This window comes from Corynebacterium sp. ACRPE, assembly GCF_022347435.1.
In the GTDB taxonomy this organism is placed as follows: Bacteria; Actinomycetota; Actinomycetes; order Mycobacteriales; family Mycobacteriaceae; genus Corynebacterium; species Corynebacterium tuberculostearicum_D.
On the sequence record NZ_JAKRNA010000012.1, the window covers coordinates 1 to 17,452 of the forward strand.

General features: G+C 58.9%; 16 protein-coding genes and 3 pseudogenes. 10 read left to right on the plus strand and 9 right to left on the minus strand.

Translation table 11 applies throughout. The features are described 5' to 3' along the window. The first annotated feature begins 143 nt into the window (after nucleotides 1-143). The 5 genes and pseudogenes from MHY13_RS12260 to MHY13_RS07140 form a co-directional block, all read left to right on the plus strand. Nucleotides 144-191, plus strand: a complete 48-nt coding sequence (locus tag MHY13_RS12260; RefSeq protein WP_011116968.1) for an erythromycin resistance leader peptide — start codon at nucleotides 144-146, stop codon at nucleotides 189-191. A 99-nt stretch (nucleotides 192-290) separates the two neighbouring features. Further along, on the plus strand, nucleotides 291-1,145 hold the full coding sequence (locus MHY13_RS07130) for a 23S rRNA (adenine(2058)-N(6))-methyltransferase Erm(X) (RefSeq protein WP_011117480.1): 855 nt from the start codon (nucleotides 291-293) through the stop codon (nucleotides 1,143-1,145). 434 nt (nucleotides 1,146-1,579) lie between these two features. Next, nucleotides 1,580-1,633: a chloramphenicol resistance leader peptide gene (locus MHY13_RS12265; protein ID WP_011113070.1), complete on the plus strand. Its 54-nt coding sequence runs from the start codon at nucleotides 1,580-1,582 to the stop codon at nucleotides 1,631-1,633. Between the two features lie 21 nt (nucleotides 1,634-1,654). After that, nucleotides 1,655-2,830, plus strand: coding sequence for a chloramphenicol efflux MFS transporter Cmx (gene cmx, locus MHY13_RS07135; protein WP_011113071.1), 1,176 nt, complete (start codon nucleotides 1,655-1,657; stop codon nucleotides 2,828-2,830). Then, nucleotides 2,830-2,928 (plus strand): annotated as a pseudogene (locus MHY13_RS07140) (IS481 family transposase); the annotation flags it as partial. The gene cmx and the pseudogene MHY13_RS07140, both read left to right, overlap by 1 nt. Nucleotides 2,929-3,033: 105 nt before the next feature. Here the strand turns inward: MHY13_RS07140 and MHY13_RS07145 are convergent. The 5 genes from MHY13_RS07145 to MHY13_RS07165 form a co-directional block, all read right to left on the minus strand. Then, complete coding sequence (locus tag MHY13_RS07145; RefSeq protein WP_049361039.1) at nucleotides 3,034-3,870, minus strand: APH(6)-I family aminoglycoside O-phosphotransferase; 837 nt, start codon at nucleotides 3,868-3,870, stop codon at nucleotides 3,034-3,036. Next, nucleotides 3,870-4,673 (minus strand): aminoglycoside O-phosphotransferase APH(3'')-Ib, encoded by an 804-nt coding sequence (gene aph(3'')-Ib, locus MHY13_RS07150; protein ID WP_001082319.1) that lies wholly within the window; start codon nucleotides 4,671-4,673, stop codon nucleotides 3,870-3,872. The genes MHY13_RS07145 and aph(3'')-Ib overlap by 1 nt, the downstream gene beginning before the upstream one ends. 65 nt (nucleotides 4,674-4,738) lie before the next feature. Next, nucleotides 4,739-5,107, minus strand: coding sequence for a recombinase family protein (locus MHY13_RS07155; protein WP_012360778.1), 369 nt, complete (start codon nucleotides 5,105-5,107; stop codon nucleotides 4,739-4,741). Between the two features lie 5 nt (nucleotides 5,108-5,112). Continuing rightward, nucleotides 5,113-5,817, minus strand: a complete 705-nt coding sequence (locus tag MHY13_RS07160) for an IS6-like element IS26 family transposase (protein ID WP_001067858.1) — start codon at nucleotides 5,815-5,817, stop codon at nucleotides 5,113-5,115. Nucleotides 5,818-5,973: 156 nt separating this feature from the next. Continuing rightward, on the minus strand, nucleotides 5,974-6,789 hold the full coding sequence (locus tag MHY13_RS07165; RefSeq protein WP_000018326.1) for an aminoglycoside O-phosphotransferase APH(3')-Ia: 816 nt from the start codon (nucleotides 6,787-6,789) through the stop codon (nucleotides 5,974-5,976). A 116-nt stretch (nucleotides 6,790-6,905) separates the two neighbouring features. Between MHY13_RS07165 and MHY13_RS07170 the strand changes: the two genes are divergently transcribed. Then, nucleotides 6,906-7,616 (plus strand): IS6 family transposase, encoded by a 711-nt coding sequence (locus tag MHY13_RS07170; RefSeq protein WP_239282560.1) that lies wholly within the window; start codon nucleotides 6,906-6,908, stop codon nucleotides 7,614-7,616. Nucleotides 7,617-7,690: 74 nt separating this feature from the next. On the opposite strand, the pseudogene MHY13_RS07175 reads toward MHY13_RS07170, so the two are convergent. From MHY13_RS07175 to MHY13_RS07190, 4 genes and pseudogenes are all read right to left on the minus strand, one after another. Continuing rightward, nucleotides 7,691-7,975, minus strand: a pseudogene (locus MHY13_RS07175) (YceI family protein); the annotation flags it as partial. 8 nt (nucleotides 7,976-7,983) lie between these two features. After that, on the minus strand, nucleotides 7,984-11,412 hold the full coding sequence (gene murJ, locus MHY13_RS07180) for a murein biosynthesis integral membrane protein MurJ (RefSeq protein ID WP_239282564.1): 3,429 nt from the start codon (nucleotides 11,410-11,412) through the stop codon (nucleotides 7,984-7,986). Between the two features lie 18 nt (nucleotides 11,413-11,430). Then, entirely contained in the window at nucleotides 11,431-13,626 is a 2,196-nt protein-coding gene (locus MHY13_RS07185; protein WP_239282566.1) for a DUF6049 family protein, read from the minus strand. Next, nucleotides 13,626-14,141 (minus strand): annotated as a pseudogene (locus tag MHY13_RS07190) (NUDIX hydrolase); the annotation flags it as partial. The gene MHY13_RS07185 and the pseudogene MHY13_RS07190, both read right to left, overlap by 1 nt. A gap of 166 nt (nucleotides 14,142-14,307) precedes the next feature. Here MHY13_RS07190 and MHY13_RS07195 point away from each other — a divergent pair. Genes MHY13_RS07195 through MHY13_RS07210 form a run of 4 tightly spaced genes read left to right on the plus strand, consistent with a single transcriptional unit; the run spans nucleotide 14,308 to nucleotide 17,441 of the window. Next, nucleotides 14,308-15,744, plus strand: coding sequence for a CCA tRNA nucleotidyltransferase (locus MHY13_RS07195; protein WP_239282568.1), 1,437 nt, complete (start codon nucleotides 14,308-14,310; stop codon nucleotides 15,742-15,744). Continuing rightward, nucleotides 15,744-16,340, plus strand: a complete 597-nt coding sequence (locus MHY13_RS07200) for a YqgE/AlgH family protein (RefSeq protein WP_150850467.1) — start codon at nucleotides 15,744-15,746, stop codon at nucleotides 16,338-16,340. Before MHY13_RS07195 ends, MHY13_RS07200 begins: the two co-directional genes overlap by 1 nt. Before the next feature lie 39 nt (nucleotides 16,341-16,379). Further along, entirely contained in the window at nucleotides 16,380-17,108 is a 729-nt protein-coding gene (locus MHY13_RS07205) for an AzlC family ABC transporter permease (protein WP_200435899.1), read from the plus strand. After that, nucleotides 17,109-17,441 carry a branched-chain amino acid transporter permease gene (locus MHY13_RS07210; protein WP_200435898.1) on the plus strand — a complete coding sequence of 111 codons (333 nt, stop codon included), beginning with the start codon at nucleotides 17,109-17,111 and terminating at the stop codon, nucleotides 17,439-17,441. The last annotated feature ends 11 nt before the right edge of the window (nucleotides 17,442-17,452 follow it).

The window sequence follows — 17,452 nt, forward strand, 5'->3', positions numbered from 1 at the left end:
CGCCCAGCCCTCTACGACAACGCTATCGACACCGACTACACCCACTCAATCGGCATTCAAAAAGGCCAAATCTAACCCCCGCGACACGCCGAGCCAGACACACATTTTGACCCTTAACCCTTTAAATGGATATAATTAGACCCATGTTGATTTCAGGTACCGCTTTCTTGCGGTTGCGCACCAACCGCTAAGGCGGTTTCCTACCCCGTAGGTTAAAAACCGCTCCGGTCCTTTAGCCGGGCGGCTATTTCTCATGCCCGGCTCCCTTTCAAATCCAAGGAGCACACCTGATGTCTGCATACGGACACGGCCGTCACGAGCATGGCCAAAATTTTCTCACCAACCACAAGATCATCAACTCCATCATCGACCTTGTGAAACAAACCTCCGGCCCCATCATTGAGATCGGACCAGGAAGCGGTGCCCTCACTCACCCGATGGCCCACTTGGGGAGGGCGATAACGGCAGTTGAAGTGGACGCAAAACTAGCTGCCAAAATCACACAAGAAACCTCCTCGGCGGCGGTCGAAGTGGTCCATGATGATTTCCTTAACTTCCGGTTACCCGCCACTCCCTGCGTCATTGTGGGAAACATTCCCTTTCACCTCACCACTGCCATTCTTCGAAAGTTGCTGCATGCGCCAGCATGGACTGACGCTGTACTCCTCATGCAGTGGGAAGTCGCTCGCCGCCGGGCCGGGGTAGGCGCAAGCACGATGATGACGGCTCAGTGGTCCCCATGGTTCACATTTCACCTGGGTTCTCGGGTACCAAGGTCTGCTTTCCGGCCACAGCCAAACGTTGACGGGGGGATCTTAGTGATCCGCCGGGTGGGTGACCCGAAGATTCCGATAGAGCAGCGCAAAGCCTTTCAGGCGATGGTGCACACCGTTTTCACTGCCCGGGGACGCGGGATAGGGGAAATTCTCCGAAGGGCAGGGTTGTTTTCATCACGTTCAGAAACACAATCATGGTTGCGCTCGCGAGGAATCGACCCCGCGACCCTACCTCCCAGATTGCACACCAACGACTGGATCGATCTCTTCCAGGTGACTGGTTCCTCTCTACCTCACCATCGACCCATTTCACCATCGGGAAGTAGTCAACGACCTCCTCAACGGAAAAACCGAAGCCGGCGGCGTTAATCCCCACCAAAACCGAAATCCACCAGTAGTACTAAAAGGGCTCTTCCGGTTTTAGAGTGCATTGATTAGTTCGCCGGGGGTTCGGGCGTGGCACAAGATATTGGGGTCCTTGGCTTTGTAGGAAAAAGGTATCTAATCCATCCGTACAAAACTAAGGACCTACTGTGCAGCCTAACGGAAATGTCATCGTCGATACCATCTGCCGCACCGCAAAACTAGGAACTACTATCACCGGTGCCACAGAAAACGGTGACGTCACTGTTATTGAAGCCGAACCCGTCGAGCCGATCAATGAATGCCCTACCTGCGAGCAACCCCAAGGCATGTTAGAGTTTGGGGCATGTCGAGTCCCGAATCAGACAGGTCAGGGGTTGTCGGTCACACCGCCAGCCCCTTGAACCACTGGTTACGACGCCCACGATCTGTGTGGGCGTATGTCTGGCGTACCCGGGGCGCTGGCCGTGGTGACAAGAAGAACCATTTCTTGATCTCACACCTCGGAGTACTCGATGCCTTTTGCCCTCTACATGCTTGCCCTGGCGGTCTTCGTCATGGGCACTTCAGAATTCATGCTCGCGGGATTGCTCCCCGCGATCGCGACCGAACTTGACGTCTCGGTCGGCACTGCGGGCCTGCTGACCTCCGCATTCGCAGTCGGTATGGTCGTCGGCGCGCCAGTGATGGCGGCATTCGCTCGCCGTTGGCCACCGCGGCTCACATTGATCGTTTGCCTTCTCGTGTTCGCGGGAAGCCACGTCATCGGAGCGATGACACCAGTGTTCTCTCTCCTGCTCATCACCCGGGTGCTCAGCGCTCTCGCAAACACAGGATTCCTCGCCGTAGCACTGAGCACGGCCACTACCCTCGTGCCAGCGAACCAGAAGGGGCGTGCACTGTCGATCCTGCTCTCCGGCACGACGATCGCAACCGTCGTGGGCGTCCCCGCCGGGGCACTGCTCGGCACAGCGCTGGGCTGGCGAACGACGTTCTGGGCGATCGCCATCCTCTGTATTCCCGCGGCCGTTGGAGTCATTCGTGGCGTCACGAACAATGTTGGTCGGAGCGAGACTAGCGCGACCTCACCAAGGCTCCGTGTCGAGCTCAGCCAGTTGGCGACGCCGCGGCTCATCCTGGCCATGGCACTCGGAGCGCTGATCAACGGAGGGACCTTTGCGGCATTCACCTTCCTGGCACCCATCGTGACCGAGACCGCGGGCTTGGCCGAAGCGTGGGTGTCCGTCGCGCTGGTGATGTTCGGCATCGGATCGTTCCTTGGCGTCACGATCGCAGGACGACTATCAGATCAACGACCTGGCCTCGTGCTCGCAGTCGGCGGACCGCTATTGCTGACAGGCTGGATCGTGTTGGCAGTGGTCGCATCTCATCCCGTTGCGCTTATCGTCCTCGTCCTCGTTCAGGGATTCCTGTCGTTCGGCGTCGGCAGTACTCTGATCACGCGTGTGCTGTATGCAGCATCGGGTGCGCCAACGATGGGCGGTTCGTACGCAACCGCAGCATTGAATATCGGAGCTGCAGCGGGGCCCGTGCTTGGTGCGCTCGGGCTCGCGACCGGGCTGGGGCTGCTCGCGCCGGTTTGGGTCGCTTCGGTGCTGACAGCGATCGCTCTCGTCATCATGCTTCTCACCAGACGCGCGCTTACGAAGACCGCGGCGGAGGCCAATTGATGACCCATCCGAACGCTCTTCTCACTCCTCGTGCCCGTCTCCGGTTAGCTCGGCTGATTGTCGAAGACGGCTATCCGGCCACGATCGCCGCAAAGATGGGGTCGTTTGCGGGAGAGGGCGAAATCCTACGCTAAGGCTTTGGCCAACGATATTCTCCGGTAAGATTGATGTGTTCCCAGGGGATAGGAGAAGTCGCTTGATATCTAGTATGACGTCTGTCGCACCTGCTTGATCGCGGCCGCGATAGCTAGATCGCGTTGCTCCTCTTCTCCATCCGCGTTCCAAGCTGCGGAAAGGCACCCATAAGCGTACGCCTGGTCGAGCAGGCGACGCGGATCGACGTCCAGCGCACGAGAGAATGCGTCCGCCATCTGTGCAATGCGTCTAGGATCGAGACAAAGGTCGTCTCTGTCAGCCGGATCGTAGAACATATTGGCGGCGCCAAAGCCCACTTCACCGACCAGACCGACGGGATCTATCACCAGCCAGCCGCGACTGGAGAACATGATGTTTTCATGATGCAGATCGCCATGTAGCCCACGCAGTTCCGAGGCATTGCTCATCATTTGATCGGCTATAATCGCCGCGTGGACGTAGTCAGTTTGACAACCTGCGTTTTGATCATCGCGCGCCCGCTGAAACAAAGCTGCAAAGCGATCCCGGATCGGGAGAAGGGCAGAAGGCAGGGGTTCCTCAGATGCGGCATACAGCTTCGCCATTAGTTCCGCTGCAATTTCGGTCGCCTGGTAGTCGCCGTGCTCGGCAACGATGTGAGAGAGCATTCGCTCCCCGGCATATTCGAGCAACATCAGATTGTTCTCACGACCGAGCAACCGGACTGCTCCCCTCCCATTGCGCCATACCAGATAGTCGGCCCCGCGCAGTTCATCAGCAATGTCTTCTATAGGTTTCAATCCCTTGACGATTGCAGGAGTCCCGTCTGGCAATGAAACTTTCCAAACGAGGCTGGAAAAGGTGTCCGCAATGAGAATAGGTTGCGAAACGTGCCAATGAGCAGGAAAAACAGGCGGCATGAACATCAACCCCAAGTCAGAGGGTCCAATCGCAGATAGAAGGCAAGGCGTTCGCGGTCGGGGGCTTCGATCCCCAATACATTGAATAGGACAGCGAAGGCGCGCTCTGCTTCATCTGGCGCTGCCCAGTTCTCTTCGGCGTTAGCAATCATGAGTGCCAAATCGGCATAGCGATCTGCTGTTCCGAGCCGCCCAAGGTCGATCAGACCCGTGCATTGAAGAGTTTTAGGGTCCACCATGAAGTTCGGCATGCAGGGATCACCATGGCAAACAACCATATCGGTGCGCTCTTGGTCGAGCCGCACCGGTAGCTCTCGTTCGACACGAGCCAAAAGATCGAGCTGCGGCGTACTCTTGTCCTCGTCCGGTAAGAAGTCGGGATTGACGGCATTGCGGGACACCACATCAACGGCGCGTCCGAACATTCGCGACAGCCTGCGCTCAAACGGACATTGATCAACCGATAGGCTGTGAACAGCGCCAAGTTGCTGCCCCATTGACGGCCACGCTTTGAGCAAATCCGCTCCAGACAGATCAGCCGCCGGTACTCCCGGAATTGCCGTTATCACCAAGCATGCACCCTCCTGTTCCTCCTGCCAGTTGATCACCTCGGGGCAAGCCACACCTCGACCTTTGAGCCAAATGAGGCGGTCACGCTCTCCAGCGAGCTCACCGCGGCGGGAAGCAGGTGCGATTTTCGCGAAGGCATGCCCGTCACCACGTCGAAAAACAAAATCACCAGATTCTCCGCCTCTGACAGGCAACCAGTCAGAATGCGATTCACCAAAAAAAATATTAGTTCGATTCAATGGAGGTTCCTTCAGTTTTCTGATGAAGCGCGGAGGTGGCTCAACCTGCGAAAAGAAACGAGTTGCTACGTAAGTCCGAGAACATGCTTTCCATGGTCTCTGAGCTCGCCTTTGGGACCGACATATCGGTAGAGAGTGACGCGCTCGATGCCGAGTTCCTTGCAGAGATCGGAAACTGAAGTATCGCGCTGGGCCATGGCGGCTTGCGCGAGACGCACCTGAGCTTTGGTGAGCGCGAATTTTCGTCCGCCCTTGCGACCGCGCGCTCTCGCGGAGGCGAGACCCGCCATGGTGCGCTCTCGGATCAGATCCCGCTCGAACTCGGCCAAGGTGGCGAAGATTCCGAACACCATGCGACCGGACGCAGTCGTGGTGTCGATCTGAGCGGGCACTGTTGCAAAGTTAGCGATGAGGCAGCCTTTTGTCTTATTCAAAGGCCTTACATTTCAAAAACTCTGCTTACCAGGCGCATTTCGCCCAGGGGATCACCATAATAAAATGCTGAGGCCTGGCCTTTGCGTAGTGCACGCATCACCTCAATACCTTTGATGGTGGCGTAAGCCGTCTTCATGGATTTAAATCCCAGCGTGGCGTTGATTATCCGTTTCAGTTTGCCATGATCGCATTCAATCACGTTGTTCCGGTACTTAATCTGTCGGTGTTCAACGTCAGACGGGCACCGGCCTTCGCGTTTGAGCAGAGCAAGCGCGCGACCATAGGCGGGCGCTTTATCCGTGTTGATGAATCGTGGGATCTGCCACTTCTTCACGTTGTTGAGGATTTTACCCAGAAACCGGTATGCAGCTTTGCTGTTACGACGGGAGGAGAGATAAAAATCGACAGTGCGGCCCCGGCTGTCGACGGCCCGGTACAGATACGCCCAGCGGCCATTGACCTTCACGTAGGTTTCATCCATGTGCCACGGGCAAAGATCGGAAGGGTTACGCCAGTACCAGCGCAGCCGTTTTTCCATTTCAGGCGCATAACGCTGAACCCAGCGGTAAATCGTGGAGTGATCGACATTCACTCCGCGTTCAGCCAGCATCTCCTGCAGCTCACGGTAACTGATGCCGTATTTGCAGTACCAGCGTACGGCCCACAGAATGATGTCACGCTGAAAATGCCGGCCTTTGAATGGGTTCATGTGCAGCTCCATCAGCAAAAGGGGATGATAAGTTTATCACCACCGACTATTTGCAACAGTGCCCCGTCCGGATACTGCCAGATATCGGCGTCCAGGGAGATGTCCTGAAGCGCGGTGTCCGGAATTTCAGGTTTGTGTCTCTACAAAGACTAACTATCAGAAAAACTCATCGAGCATCAAATGAAACTGCAATTTATTCATATCAGGATTATCAATACCATATTTTTGAAAAAGCCGTTTCTGTAATGAAGGAGAAAACTCACCGAGGCAGTTCCATAGGATGGCAAGATCCTGGTATCGGTCTGCGATTCCGACTCGTCCAACATCAATACAACCTATTAATTTCCCCTCGTCAAAAATAAGGTTATCAAGTGAGAAATCACCATGAGTGACGACTGAATCCGGTGAGAATGGCAAAAGCTTATGCATTTCTTTCCAGACTTGTTCAACAGGCCAGCCATTACGCTCGTCATCAAAATCACTAGCATCAACCAAACCGTTATTCATTCGTGATTGCGCCTGAGCGAGACGAAATACGCGATCGCTGTTAAAAGGACAATTACAAACAGGAATCGAATGCAACCGGCGCAGGAACACTGCCAGCGCATCAACAATATTTTCACCTGAATCAGGATATTCTTCTAATACCTGGAATGCTGTTTTCCCGGGGATCGCAGTGGTGAGTAACCATGCATCATCAGGAGTACGGATAAAATGCTTGATGGTCGGAAGAGGCATAAATGCCGTCAGCCAGTTTAGTCTGACCATCTCATCTGTAACATCATTGGCAACGCTACCTTTGCCATGTTTCAGAAACAACTCTGGCGCATTGGGCTTCCCATACAATCGATAGATTGTCGCACCTGATTGCCCGACATTATCGCGAGCCCATCTATACCCATATAAATCAGCATCCAGGTTGGAATTTAATCGCGGCCTCGAGCAAGACGTTTCCCGTTGAATATGGCTCATAACACCCCTTGTATTACTGTTTATGTAAGCAGACAGTTTTATTGTTCATGATGATATATTTTGGTGCTGTTGCAAAGTTGGGGCAGTAGAAAGACCGGCGTGAAATAATCAGAGCCATGGGCATCTTCTCCGGTCGGCATTTCCCCCGTGACATCATCCTGTGGGCGGTGCGGTGGTACTGCCGCTACGGCGTGAGCTACCGCGACCTCGAAGAAATGATGACCGAGCGGGGTGCGCCAGTCGATCACACCACGATCTACCGCTGGGTGCAGAAATACGCCCCTGAGCTGGATAAGCACACTCGCTGGTACCGGCAGGTACCCGACTGGCAGGCCCGGTCCTGGCGGGTGGATGAGACCTATATCCGGGTCGGCGGCACGTGGTGCTATCTCTACCGGGCTATTACCGCCGGTGGGCAGACCTTAGACTTCTACCTCTCACCAAAACGGAATGTGGCTGCGGCCAAGCGTTTCCTGGCCAAGACGCTGCGATCGAATACGACAGCCGGGTCCCCGCGGGTCATCAACACCGACAAGGCACCAGCTCTGGCCAAGGCAATATCCGAGCTGAAGGCGGAGGGAATCTGCCCTCAGACGGTGGAGCACTGGAAGGTGAAATACCTGAACAACGTTCTCGAGGGAGATCATGGCCGACTTAAAAGAATCCTGGGACCGAAGGGGGCGTTCAAAAACCGAATTTCCGCCTACCGGACGTTGAAAGGGATGGAAGCGATGCATTCATTACGGAAAGGTCAGGGCACGATGTTTGCTTATGGGCACCCCAATCCGGACGCGGTGATCGTCAACCGGGTCTTCGAGACGGCCTGAGAACGCCGGCACGCAGCGGCCATCAGGAAATGAGAAACTGGGTCGTCTCGGCTCTCCGCCCAACTTTGCAACAGCACCGTGAGGTCACCGGTGACGGTGCCGTTGCCATTCTCATCAACGTTGAGGTTGGTGGCCTTGAAGGTGATTTCCGGGTACTGCTCTACTGCGAAGAAGTCCTCGTTCTTTACGTGCGCATCGCGGTCGTCGTTGCCAGTGGAGATGGATGCGGTACGGATAGTGGCCTTAGCAGCGGACTCAGCGATGTTCTCGGCCACGGTAATGGTGCCTTCGAAGTCTGCGAAGTTACCGCGAACCTTGGTGACCATTGCATGCTTGGCGACGAATCCGATAGCGGTGTGGGTTGTGCCTAGGGCTGCCCGACGAGACCAATGTCTGCGATGGTTGCCTTATCGGACTTGGGCAGCTCGGTGATCATGAGGAGGAGGCCGTCGAATTGCTCGGTGGTTTCCTCCAGCTCGATATCTTCCTTGCCGCCTTCGAACTTGCCCCTGGCCAGTTGGTGTAGGGAGCCAGCTTGTGGGTTCTCCGGATTGAATCTGTCCTGATTTACGCCATAGACGGCGTACCTCGCCCCAGTGGAGTTGGACTGCACCACCGGCAGGACCGCAAGGTGCGTTGGCGTATCCAAGGTGACGAGGACGCCGGTATCCTCCTCTTCGGTGGACCAAGTGGTGGCCGTTTTGCCGTCGATAAGCGCTGCATAGTCCTTGTTATCAGGGACGGTAACCGCTGAGGAAGGCTGGAGACGCACCGGCGGGGTATCCGGAATGTCCGTGCTGCCGTGGATGGTCTCGCTGACCGGGTTGGATGCCTCCACATCGCTGAGCAAGGACATGATCCAGGTGGTGAGCGCAGCCATTGCCACGACGAAGATGGTGGCGAAGATGCCGATGATGATGACGCCGGAACCGGAATAACCACGGCCGCCAAAGCCGGGTTCTTGCGCCGGGTCATCCTCTTGGTCCGGTTCTACCTGTGCCTTCACCGGCAGGGCTTCAGGTGCTTCTTCTGGTTCATCCGGTGCGAAGTCGCGCAGGCGCTGGGCGATGCCGGCCAAGGTTAGCGCCTGTGCCTCTTGCAGCTCCTCCATCTTTTCCTCACGGCTGTCTTCGTCGGCACTATCGAGCGCGTAGTGCGCATCTTCGACGCGCTGGGCGGCCTCGTCTGCGGGAAGGTTGGCGTCCTCAGAAATATCGCGCAGCTTCTTCGGCGAAGGTTCGGTGGACTCCACCAGCAGCTCGAGGGCGGAGCTCAAAGCCTCGCGGTCGGTGGCCGCGGAGGTGCCATCCAGCACGGCGGGGAAGGCAACCTTGACCACGCCATCGGTAGAAACGCGGAAACGATCGCGGTGTTCCACGCCGAGGATGAGGCCGGCATCGTGGGCAGCGGCGGCGTCAGCAAATAGCGGTGCAGTAGCACGAGCCACGGAATGGGGATCGAGGTTATCGGCCTCAGCCACCTGCTTAAGGGAGGTGCCCTCAAACCAATCCGCCACTACCAGGCAGCCAGTGCGATAAGACAGAACTTGGATATTATCCGCCACGGTATCGAGCTCCAGCTCGGCAAGGCGGCGGGTATTGCGCGAAATCTCTGCGGAGCGACGGGCTGCAACTCCCGGCGTCGCCGGCGCAATTGGCGCCAGGCTATTGGTATCGACGAACGTCAAGGCGACCAGGCGACCGGTGGACTGTTCGCGTGCCTGCCAGAACTGCGCACCAGTGACCGCACCGTGATCTTGGAGCAGGCGGAAGCGACCATCCGATACCGGGGCACCCGGCACGAGGCGTGGTCCGCGGACGATGCCAGCGGACATCGGCGGCGGTACCAGGGTGGCGTTGAAGGCGTCCTGGGAGAATACCGGTTGAATTTCCGGTACGTCGGGCTCCTCCAGCTCGATGGCCTTGGAAGAATCGACCTTGATGAAGCGGGACATGCCCGGGATGCGCTGTAGGGCACGGGCCAGGTTCTGGACCTCCGGCAAGGAGGACTTGGACAGCACCAGGCCGGTGGCGATGAGGAAGATGATGCCAAGCACCGCGACCTTGATCAGCGAGACGATGGACGGCAGATTCTCCGGGAGGAGCCAATTCACGCCCCAGTACAGCACCCAGGAGACGACCAAGCCCACTAGGCCGGCACCGGAAGCCCACAGCACGGTTTGGGTGACGGCCTTGCCGCCGAGGCTACCGAGCTTGCGCTTGAGCAGGAAGCCGCCAATGACCGCACCGGAGACGAAGCCAAAGCCATTGGCCGTACCAAGCAGAATCACCACGCGGTCCGGGTTGGACGTCATCAATGGTGCCAAGAGCGTGAGGACGATCTTGGTCAGCGTGATGCCGGCGATGATGAAGGTAGGCGTCCAGGCTTCCTCGCGGGCATAGAATACGCGCAGGTGCAGCAGCACCAAGGCATACGGGATGAGCGTGAAGGCGGAGAAGCTGATGGTCAGGCCGAGCTGCTCGGCGCTTTCGGCGCCGTAGGCACCGTACTGGAAGAGGGCGCGGGCGATAGGAACGCCGAAGCCGGTCATGAAGATGACGATGGGGATAAGCGCGATGAAGGTCAGCTTGGAGCCCAAGGTGAGATCGCGGACCACGGCATCTACATCGCCGTCGGCGGCGTTGCGGGACAGGCGCGGCATAATCGCCGTCAGGAGCGTCACGCCGATAACGCCATAAGGCACCTGCAGCATGAGCCAGGCATTCTGATAGACCAGCGGGGCGCCGGCATCCGCATAGGCGGCCACGCGAGAGGTGACCACGTAGCCCAGCTGGGAGATGGCCACATAAGTAATAATGGCCAAAGCCATGCCGCCGAATTGCTTGATGCGGGCATCCAAGCCCCACTTAGGGCGCAGATTAATTCCGGCCTTCTTGAGATACGGCAATAGGATGAGGCACTGCACCATGACCGCTGTGGTGGTGCCCAAGCCCAAGAGCATGACGTGTGGATCGGCCACCGGCGTGGGTTCATGCGGGTCGAGCTCGCCTGGCAGGAAGCGATAAGCCAGCAGCACGCTAATGGAGATGAAGTTATTGATCACCGGCGCCCAGGCGCCCGGACCAAAGACATTCTTGGTATTAAGGACGGCCTGGAAGAGGGCGAAGAGGCCGTAGAAAAGAATCTGCGGCAGCAGCAAGAAGGCCAAGGAAGTTGCCTGCACGGCATTGGCCTTGGAATCTTCCGGCAGCATCATCCTGGTTAAGAAGGGCGCGAGCACCACGGAGGCGATGGTGACTATGCCCAGGATGGAAAAGGCCAGGGTAAATAGCCGTCGGACAAAGGTCTCGCCGCGGTCCGTGTCTTCTTTTTCGGCGCGCACGAGAACGGGCACAACCAGAGAGGTCAGCACCGCACCCAGAACGATCTCGGTGACGAGGTTGGGGATCTGGTTGGCGCTACTAAACGCAGTTCCCACCGTGGCGCCGAGCGTGGCGCCGATGAGCATCTGGCGCAAGAAGCCAGTGATGCGGGACAGCAGCGTCGCGATGGCCATCGTGCCTGTTGCGCGGATGACATCCTGATTGGATGATTCATTGTCCGCGTTGCGTCCAGTGAGCGCGGACTTATCCTCCTCAGGAGGAACGGTGGTGTCCTTCACCGCTGGGGTGGGGCGCTTTTCTGGTACCGGAGCGGGAGGAGAGGCCTGGACGATGCGGCCGCGGGCACCCGCCGGGGCGGGGTGCTCTGCCGGCACGGCGGCATCCTTCGGGTCAACTACACCCGCAGGTGACTTCTCCACGTGTTCGGCCTCGCGGCCAGTCTTATCAGTCATAGAGGATACAACTTCAACTTACTTTTTAAGCCTTTGTGATTTTTTGCGCCGATGGCGGCCTAGCCGGAAGAGCGTGGCTAAGACCAGCGCAAGGGCGCCGGCTATGCCGACGCCATACACGCCTACGATACCGGCACGCGTTTGCACAGCGATATTGATGGGCTCGGAGATGGTTTGCTTTTCTGGGGTAGCAAGCCATAGGCCAATGTCCGTGCGATCGGCGTCCTTAGGCATATCGGCGGTCATGGATACAGTAATAGAGCCCTTGGCCGGAATACGGACGCTCTTGGGTGTGTTGAGGCGCGCGCCATCGGGGGCATCGTATTGCAGCTTGGCCTCCACCGGTAGTGGCAGGCCATTTTCTGCCACGATGAGCAGCGGCGATGACTCAGATACGCGGGTATAGACATTGCCCGGTGGGATAAGCGCCACAGAAGAACGCAGGTCCCGCAGCGTATCCGAATGCACGTCCATCGTGTCAGTGAACCGGCGCTGCGCCTCAGCATTGCTTCCCAAGCTATCGCGGTTGGTCAGCGAGAGGGCGGCGAGCAGATCCCGGCGCAAAGGCAGGACGAATTCATAGCGAGTGAGCGCGATATCTGGATCATCGACCATGATATTCATCAGCTCATCGGTATAGCGGGCCTGCTGCTCCACGCGGACGATATCGGATTCGGCAAAGGCGGCGGGATCGCTAAAGGGGCTGCCGGGCAGTGAACCGGGCTCCGCGGTCTCCTGCTTTAGGCTGCCGACGGTGCGCGGATGGGACTTACCGGAAGCGATGAGCGCCTCGGCAGAGTCGAGTGCGTACTCGGCCGCGCTGGGATCCAAGTAATTGGGCAAGCGTGCCACGGTGTCATCGCTCGCGGCCAAGCTCAGTGCGGCGCCGCCGGTGATGGCACGAGAAAGATCGGAATCGAGCGAGTAATCGTAGCGCAGCTCTGGGTTGGAATAGCCCACCGTCTGTGGTTTGGAACCGGTTTGGGCGAGGAGGGCGCCCAGGGAGGCGTCGAAAGTCACGGCGCGGCCAGGCCACGAAGTATTATCCGCCACCAATGCGGGCAGGGGAAGCTGCTGGTCCACATAGCCGGAGCCGACCGCGAGCACGGTGGTGGCCGGCTTGGCACCGAGAATTCGCTCGATGGTGTGATTGCCGCGTTGCAGTCCCTCGTAGGTAAGGAAGGGATTATTCGCCTTGGCCACGGAGGAAGCATTGGCATTCGCCCACGGCATAGACATAAAGCAATCGAGCTCGCGCAGGCGCTTGAGCCAGCGGGCAGCATCCTCTTTCCCCGTGCCGGGTTCGAGGTGCACATCGTCCTCGTTAGTAAACCACGAATCGCGCAGGCGCTTAGGGCGCTCGGCTTGAGGTGGGCGGGCCGAACCTACCTTATAGCCCTCCGCCATGCGGTTGACCGTATCCAAGAGGGCGGGATCGATGGCTACGCAGCCTGCCCCGCGCAGATCGTGGCTGGCATACGTGCTGACCAATCGATCGAGCCGGCCGCCCTCCGCCAGCTCATCGGCCAGCTCATCAGAGGAGAGGATAAGGTCCTCTCCCCCAGCGCCGCCTGGTACCGAGTCAATATCGGCGCTGATGGGATAGATCACGGTGAGATCGTGGGGTGTGGGATCCGAGGGGGCATCGCCAAGCGCCTGCTTCTTCCCCTTTATTTGGCCTACGAGGCGCTCCTCCGCAAAGCTGACCGCCTCGCCGCCTACGGTGCCGGTGAGGGTAAACAGCAGCGGATAGGAGCCAGGCTCTTCGATGGCCAGGGTCTGCTCGCCGTGCAGGGAGGTAGGAACCTGGAAGGTGACCTCCCGGGATTCGCCCGGCTGCAGGGGCGCGGTGGTGGTGCTGGGACCGTAATACGGGAACTCGCCGGTGGCCAACTGCGTGCGGGCCTGCGCGGTATCCTCCACGGCATCGCCGCGGCGGCTCGTGAGCTGGAGATCCTCCATGGTTTCATCGGTAGGATTGTGCAGCCGGAAGGTCAGTTTGAGGTCTTTGCCCACGGAAAAGGGCTCGGCCGCAAGGAGATCAAGGTTGGCCCGCTCCGGCCCGCGCGCGCCCAACCATGCCTGGATATCCTGCTGCTTTTCGGCGGCCGAGTCCATCTGCGCGGCGGCTTCTGGTAGCGGCAGGCACAATCCCCACCCCGCTACCGCCATGCAGCCGCCCACGGCGGCCCAAGACTTCAGGCGCTGGCGCATTACCGTGGCGTCACTTTCCCCGCCGCGGCTTCCTTTCGTGCGAGATCGGGAAGGAGATCATGCGCGATGCGCGCCAGCTTGCGCTCATCGGCGTAGGCCAAGTGCTCGATGAGTTCGGAGACGGGGATCCACGAGACCTCGGTGACCTCTGGATCCTCATCGTTCATAATGCCGTCCACAAAACGCAGCAAGTGGTGGTGCACGGTTTTATGAATGCGTACCCCATCAGAGACGAACCAGTAATCAATCATGCCGAGGTCCGCAAAAACCTCACCAGAAATGCCGGTTTCTTCCCATACCTCGCGTTCAGCGGTGACCTCCTTGGCCTCGCCATTTTCCACGTGGCCCTTAGGCATGGACCACAGCAGGCGCCCGCGGCGGTCGAGGCGGCCGATGAGCGCCACATAGAGCCGGGAAAGGTCGACATTGCCATTGGCATCGACGCACTCCGCCAAGCCGGAGACAACGAGGCCGCCCGCGGAGGTTTCATCGCGGGTTTCCATGGCCGTGGATTGGCCATTGCCACCGCGGTAGGGCTTGCGCTGCTGGGTGGTGCGGCGCGCGCGATTATCCGGCCGGCGGCGCCGCCTGCGCCGAGACCGGTTGCGGTTGCGGCCGCCTCCCTTGGAGGGGCCCTGTTCTTGGTTAGTCATCCCTGCCAATCGTAGTAGACTCTCACCCGTGAATTTTCAGGACACTCAGCTAATCGGCGTTCTTGCCCGCGCGGAATCCACCGTTTCTTCCCTCAGCAGCCTGCTGGGTGGGCTGGTGGAGAAATTTGCCGCGCGCGGCTACTCGCTCTACCTCGTGGGCGGCTCTGTGCGCGATGCGCTTTTGGGCCGCTTGGGAAATGACCTGGACTTTACTACCCCGGCCCGACCTGAGGTGGTCAAGGAGATTCTCGATGAGTGGGCCGAAACCGTGTGGGATACCGGCATAGACTTCGGTACCGTCTCCGCGGCCTACAAGGGCCAGCAGATTGAGATCACTACCTTCCGCTCCGATTCTTATGACGGCCAGTCCCGCAATCCAGAGGTGGTTTACGGCGACACCTTGGAAGGCGATCTTGTCCGGCGCGACTTCAAGGCCAATGCGATGGCCATTGAGCTGCTTGCCGACGCCTCCTTTAAGTTCCACGATCCCCTCCATGGCCTCCAAGACATAGCTGACCGGGTGCTCGATACCCCGGATAAGCCGGAGATCTCCTTCCACGATGATCCGCTCCGCATGCTGCGTGCGGCTCGCTTTGCCTCTCAGTTGGAATTCCGCGTGGCCGATCGCGTCGTGGAGGCTATGCGGGATATGGCTGGCGAGATCCAGCGCATCACCGTGGAGCGCGTGCAGGTGGAGCTGGATAAGCTCATCTGCGGCACGGCCCCGTGGGATGGCATTGATCTACTGGTATCTACGGGAATCGCGGACTATATTTTCCCCGAGATCCCCGCGCTCCGCATGACCGCGGACGAACACGCGCAGCACAAGGACGTCTATGCGCACTCGCTCAAGGTGCTGAGCCAGGCCATGGACCAGGAAGAAGATGGTCCAGACCTCGTCCTGCGCTGGGCGGCGCTGCTGCACGATATTGGCAAGCCGGACACCTTTGATAACACCGATGGCAAGGTCTCCTTCCACCACCACGAGGTGGTGGGCGCCAAGCTCGCCCGTAAGCGCCTGCGCAAGTTGAAGTATCCCAAGGCCACCACGGAGTCCATCGGCCAGTTGGTGTACCTACACATGCGCTTCCACGGGTTTGGGGAAAATCAGTGGACCGATTCCGCCGTGCGCCGCTATGTCACCGACGCCGGCGATCTCCTCCCCCGCCTGCACAAGCTGGTGCGCGCCGATTGCACCACCCGAAATGCCAAGAAGGCCCGTCGCCTCCAGCGCACCTACGATCAGCTGGAAGAGCGCATCGAAGAGATTGGCCGCAAGGAAGACCTGGCGCGCGTGCGTCCAGACCTCGACGGCAACGAGATCATGGAGATCTTAGGCCTCCAGCCCGGCCCTGAGGTGGGCCAGGCGTGGTCCTATCTCAAGGAGCTGCGCCTCGAGCATGGCCCCCTCGAGCGCGAGGAAGCGATTGCGAAGTTGCGCGAGTGGTGGGATTCTAAACAGTGATGTTTGCCGATAGATTATTCAACGCCCTCGAGCGCAATGACCCCGCCCCCGGCCAGCTGCTCATCGCCGCTCCGGGCATGCTTTCGCCGGAATTCGCCCGTTCCGTCATCCTCGTCATTGAGCACAATGACATGATGACCTTCGGCGTGGATCTGACCAAGCGCTCCGAGGTGGCGATTTTCAATGTGCTGCCAGAATGGCTTCCCGTTGTGGCCAAGCCGCAGGCGCTGTACATCGGCGGCCCGCTCAATCAGCAATCCGTCGTAGGACTCGCGCAGACCAACCAGGGCGTCGATCCGGACAAGCACGACCGACTCACCCGCCTCGCCCCGCGCCTCGCGCATGTGGATCTACGTGCCGACCCAGAAGAGATTGAGCCCTTGGTCTCAGGCATGCGCATGTTTGCCGGCTATGCCGAGTGGGGCCCGGGCCAGTTGGAGGAGGAAATCGAGGCCGGCGAATGGTTCGTCTCCCCTGCCCTGGCCCAAGACGTTATTACGCCGGGCCCGGCCGACCTCTGGTCCGATGTTATGAAGCGCCAACCCATGCCGTTGCCGCTGTACTCCACCTACCCTGTCAACGTGGAAGACAATTAATTCCTATCGCGCTGCAGGCAGTGGGCTACACTAGCCCGCATGCGTGAGGATATTTCACAAGGTTTGGGGGATACCTGGGCCGCCGCCATCGGCCTCATTCCCCTCGGCCTAGCCTTCGGCCTGCTCATGGTCCAACCCGGCTTCAGTTGGTGGTGGACGCCGATTTTTTCCATCGTCATCTACGCCGGCTCGATGGAGTTCCTGGCCATTTCCATGGTCACCGGCGGCGCCACAGCCGTGGCTTCCCTGGTTACCGGATTCATGGTGAACTTCCGCCATATTTTCTATGGTCTCACCTTTCCTCGCCACCGCATTAACTCGCGCCTGGGCAGGGCTTATTCCACCTACGCGCTTACCGACGAAACCTATGCCATCGTCTCCTCCCTACCCACCGATGACCGCCCGACCGGGGCCCGGATCCTCACCATCCAAATTTTTTGTCAAGCTCTGTGGGTAGGCGGTGGCATTGTCGGTGCTCTCGCCGGTCAGGTGATTCCCTCTACCGTGCAGGGCATGGAATTCGCCCTAGTGGCGCTCTTCGTCGTACTGGCGATGGATTCCTTCCGCAATAACCAGGACTTCTCTTTACCCCTAAGCGCGGCTCTGGTGGGGATTCTCGCGGCCGCCTTCGCCCCTGGTCAACTCCTCATGGTGGCCCTGAGCGCCTACTTCATCCTGCTGATTATTCGGTACCTATCTCCACGCGTCGATGCGGCTTTTACCTTGCGTAGGCGAGGCGACCTTAAGCGACTCCGGGAGGGGTGCTAAATGCCGGCTGGAGTCACCCTTGCTTCCATCGCGGCCGTCCTAGTTCCCGTCGGCCTCATTACCGTTGTACTACGCCAACTTCCTTTCTCCTTTGTGAAATGGATGAAGGATAGTCAGTTCTTTTCCTTGCTCGGCATGATGATGCCTGTGGGCGTGATGACCATCTTGGTCGTCTATACCGTCCACGGGCAGTCCAGCGCCCCCGGTGGCATCTGGGCGGCTCTCCTCGGAGTGGTGGTCACCTTCCTGCTTCACCTGTGGAAGCGGGACTCAGCGATGTCCATCTTCGGAGGAACCGCCTTCTATATGCTCCTCGTCAACGTAGTCTTTTAGCCCTTGCGATT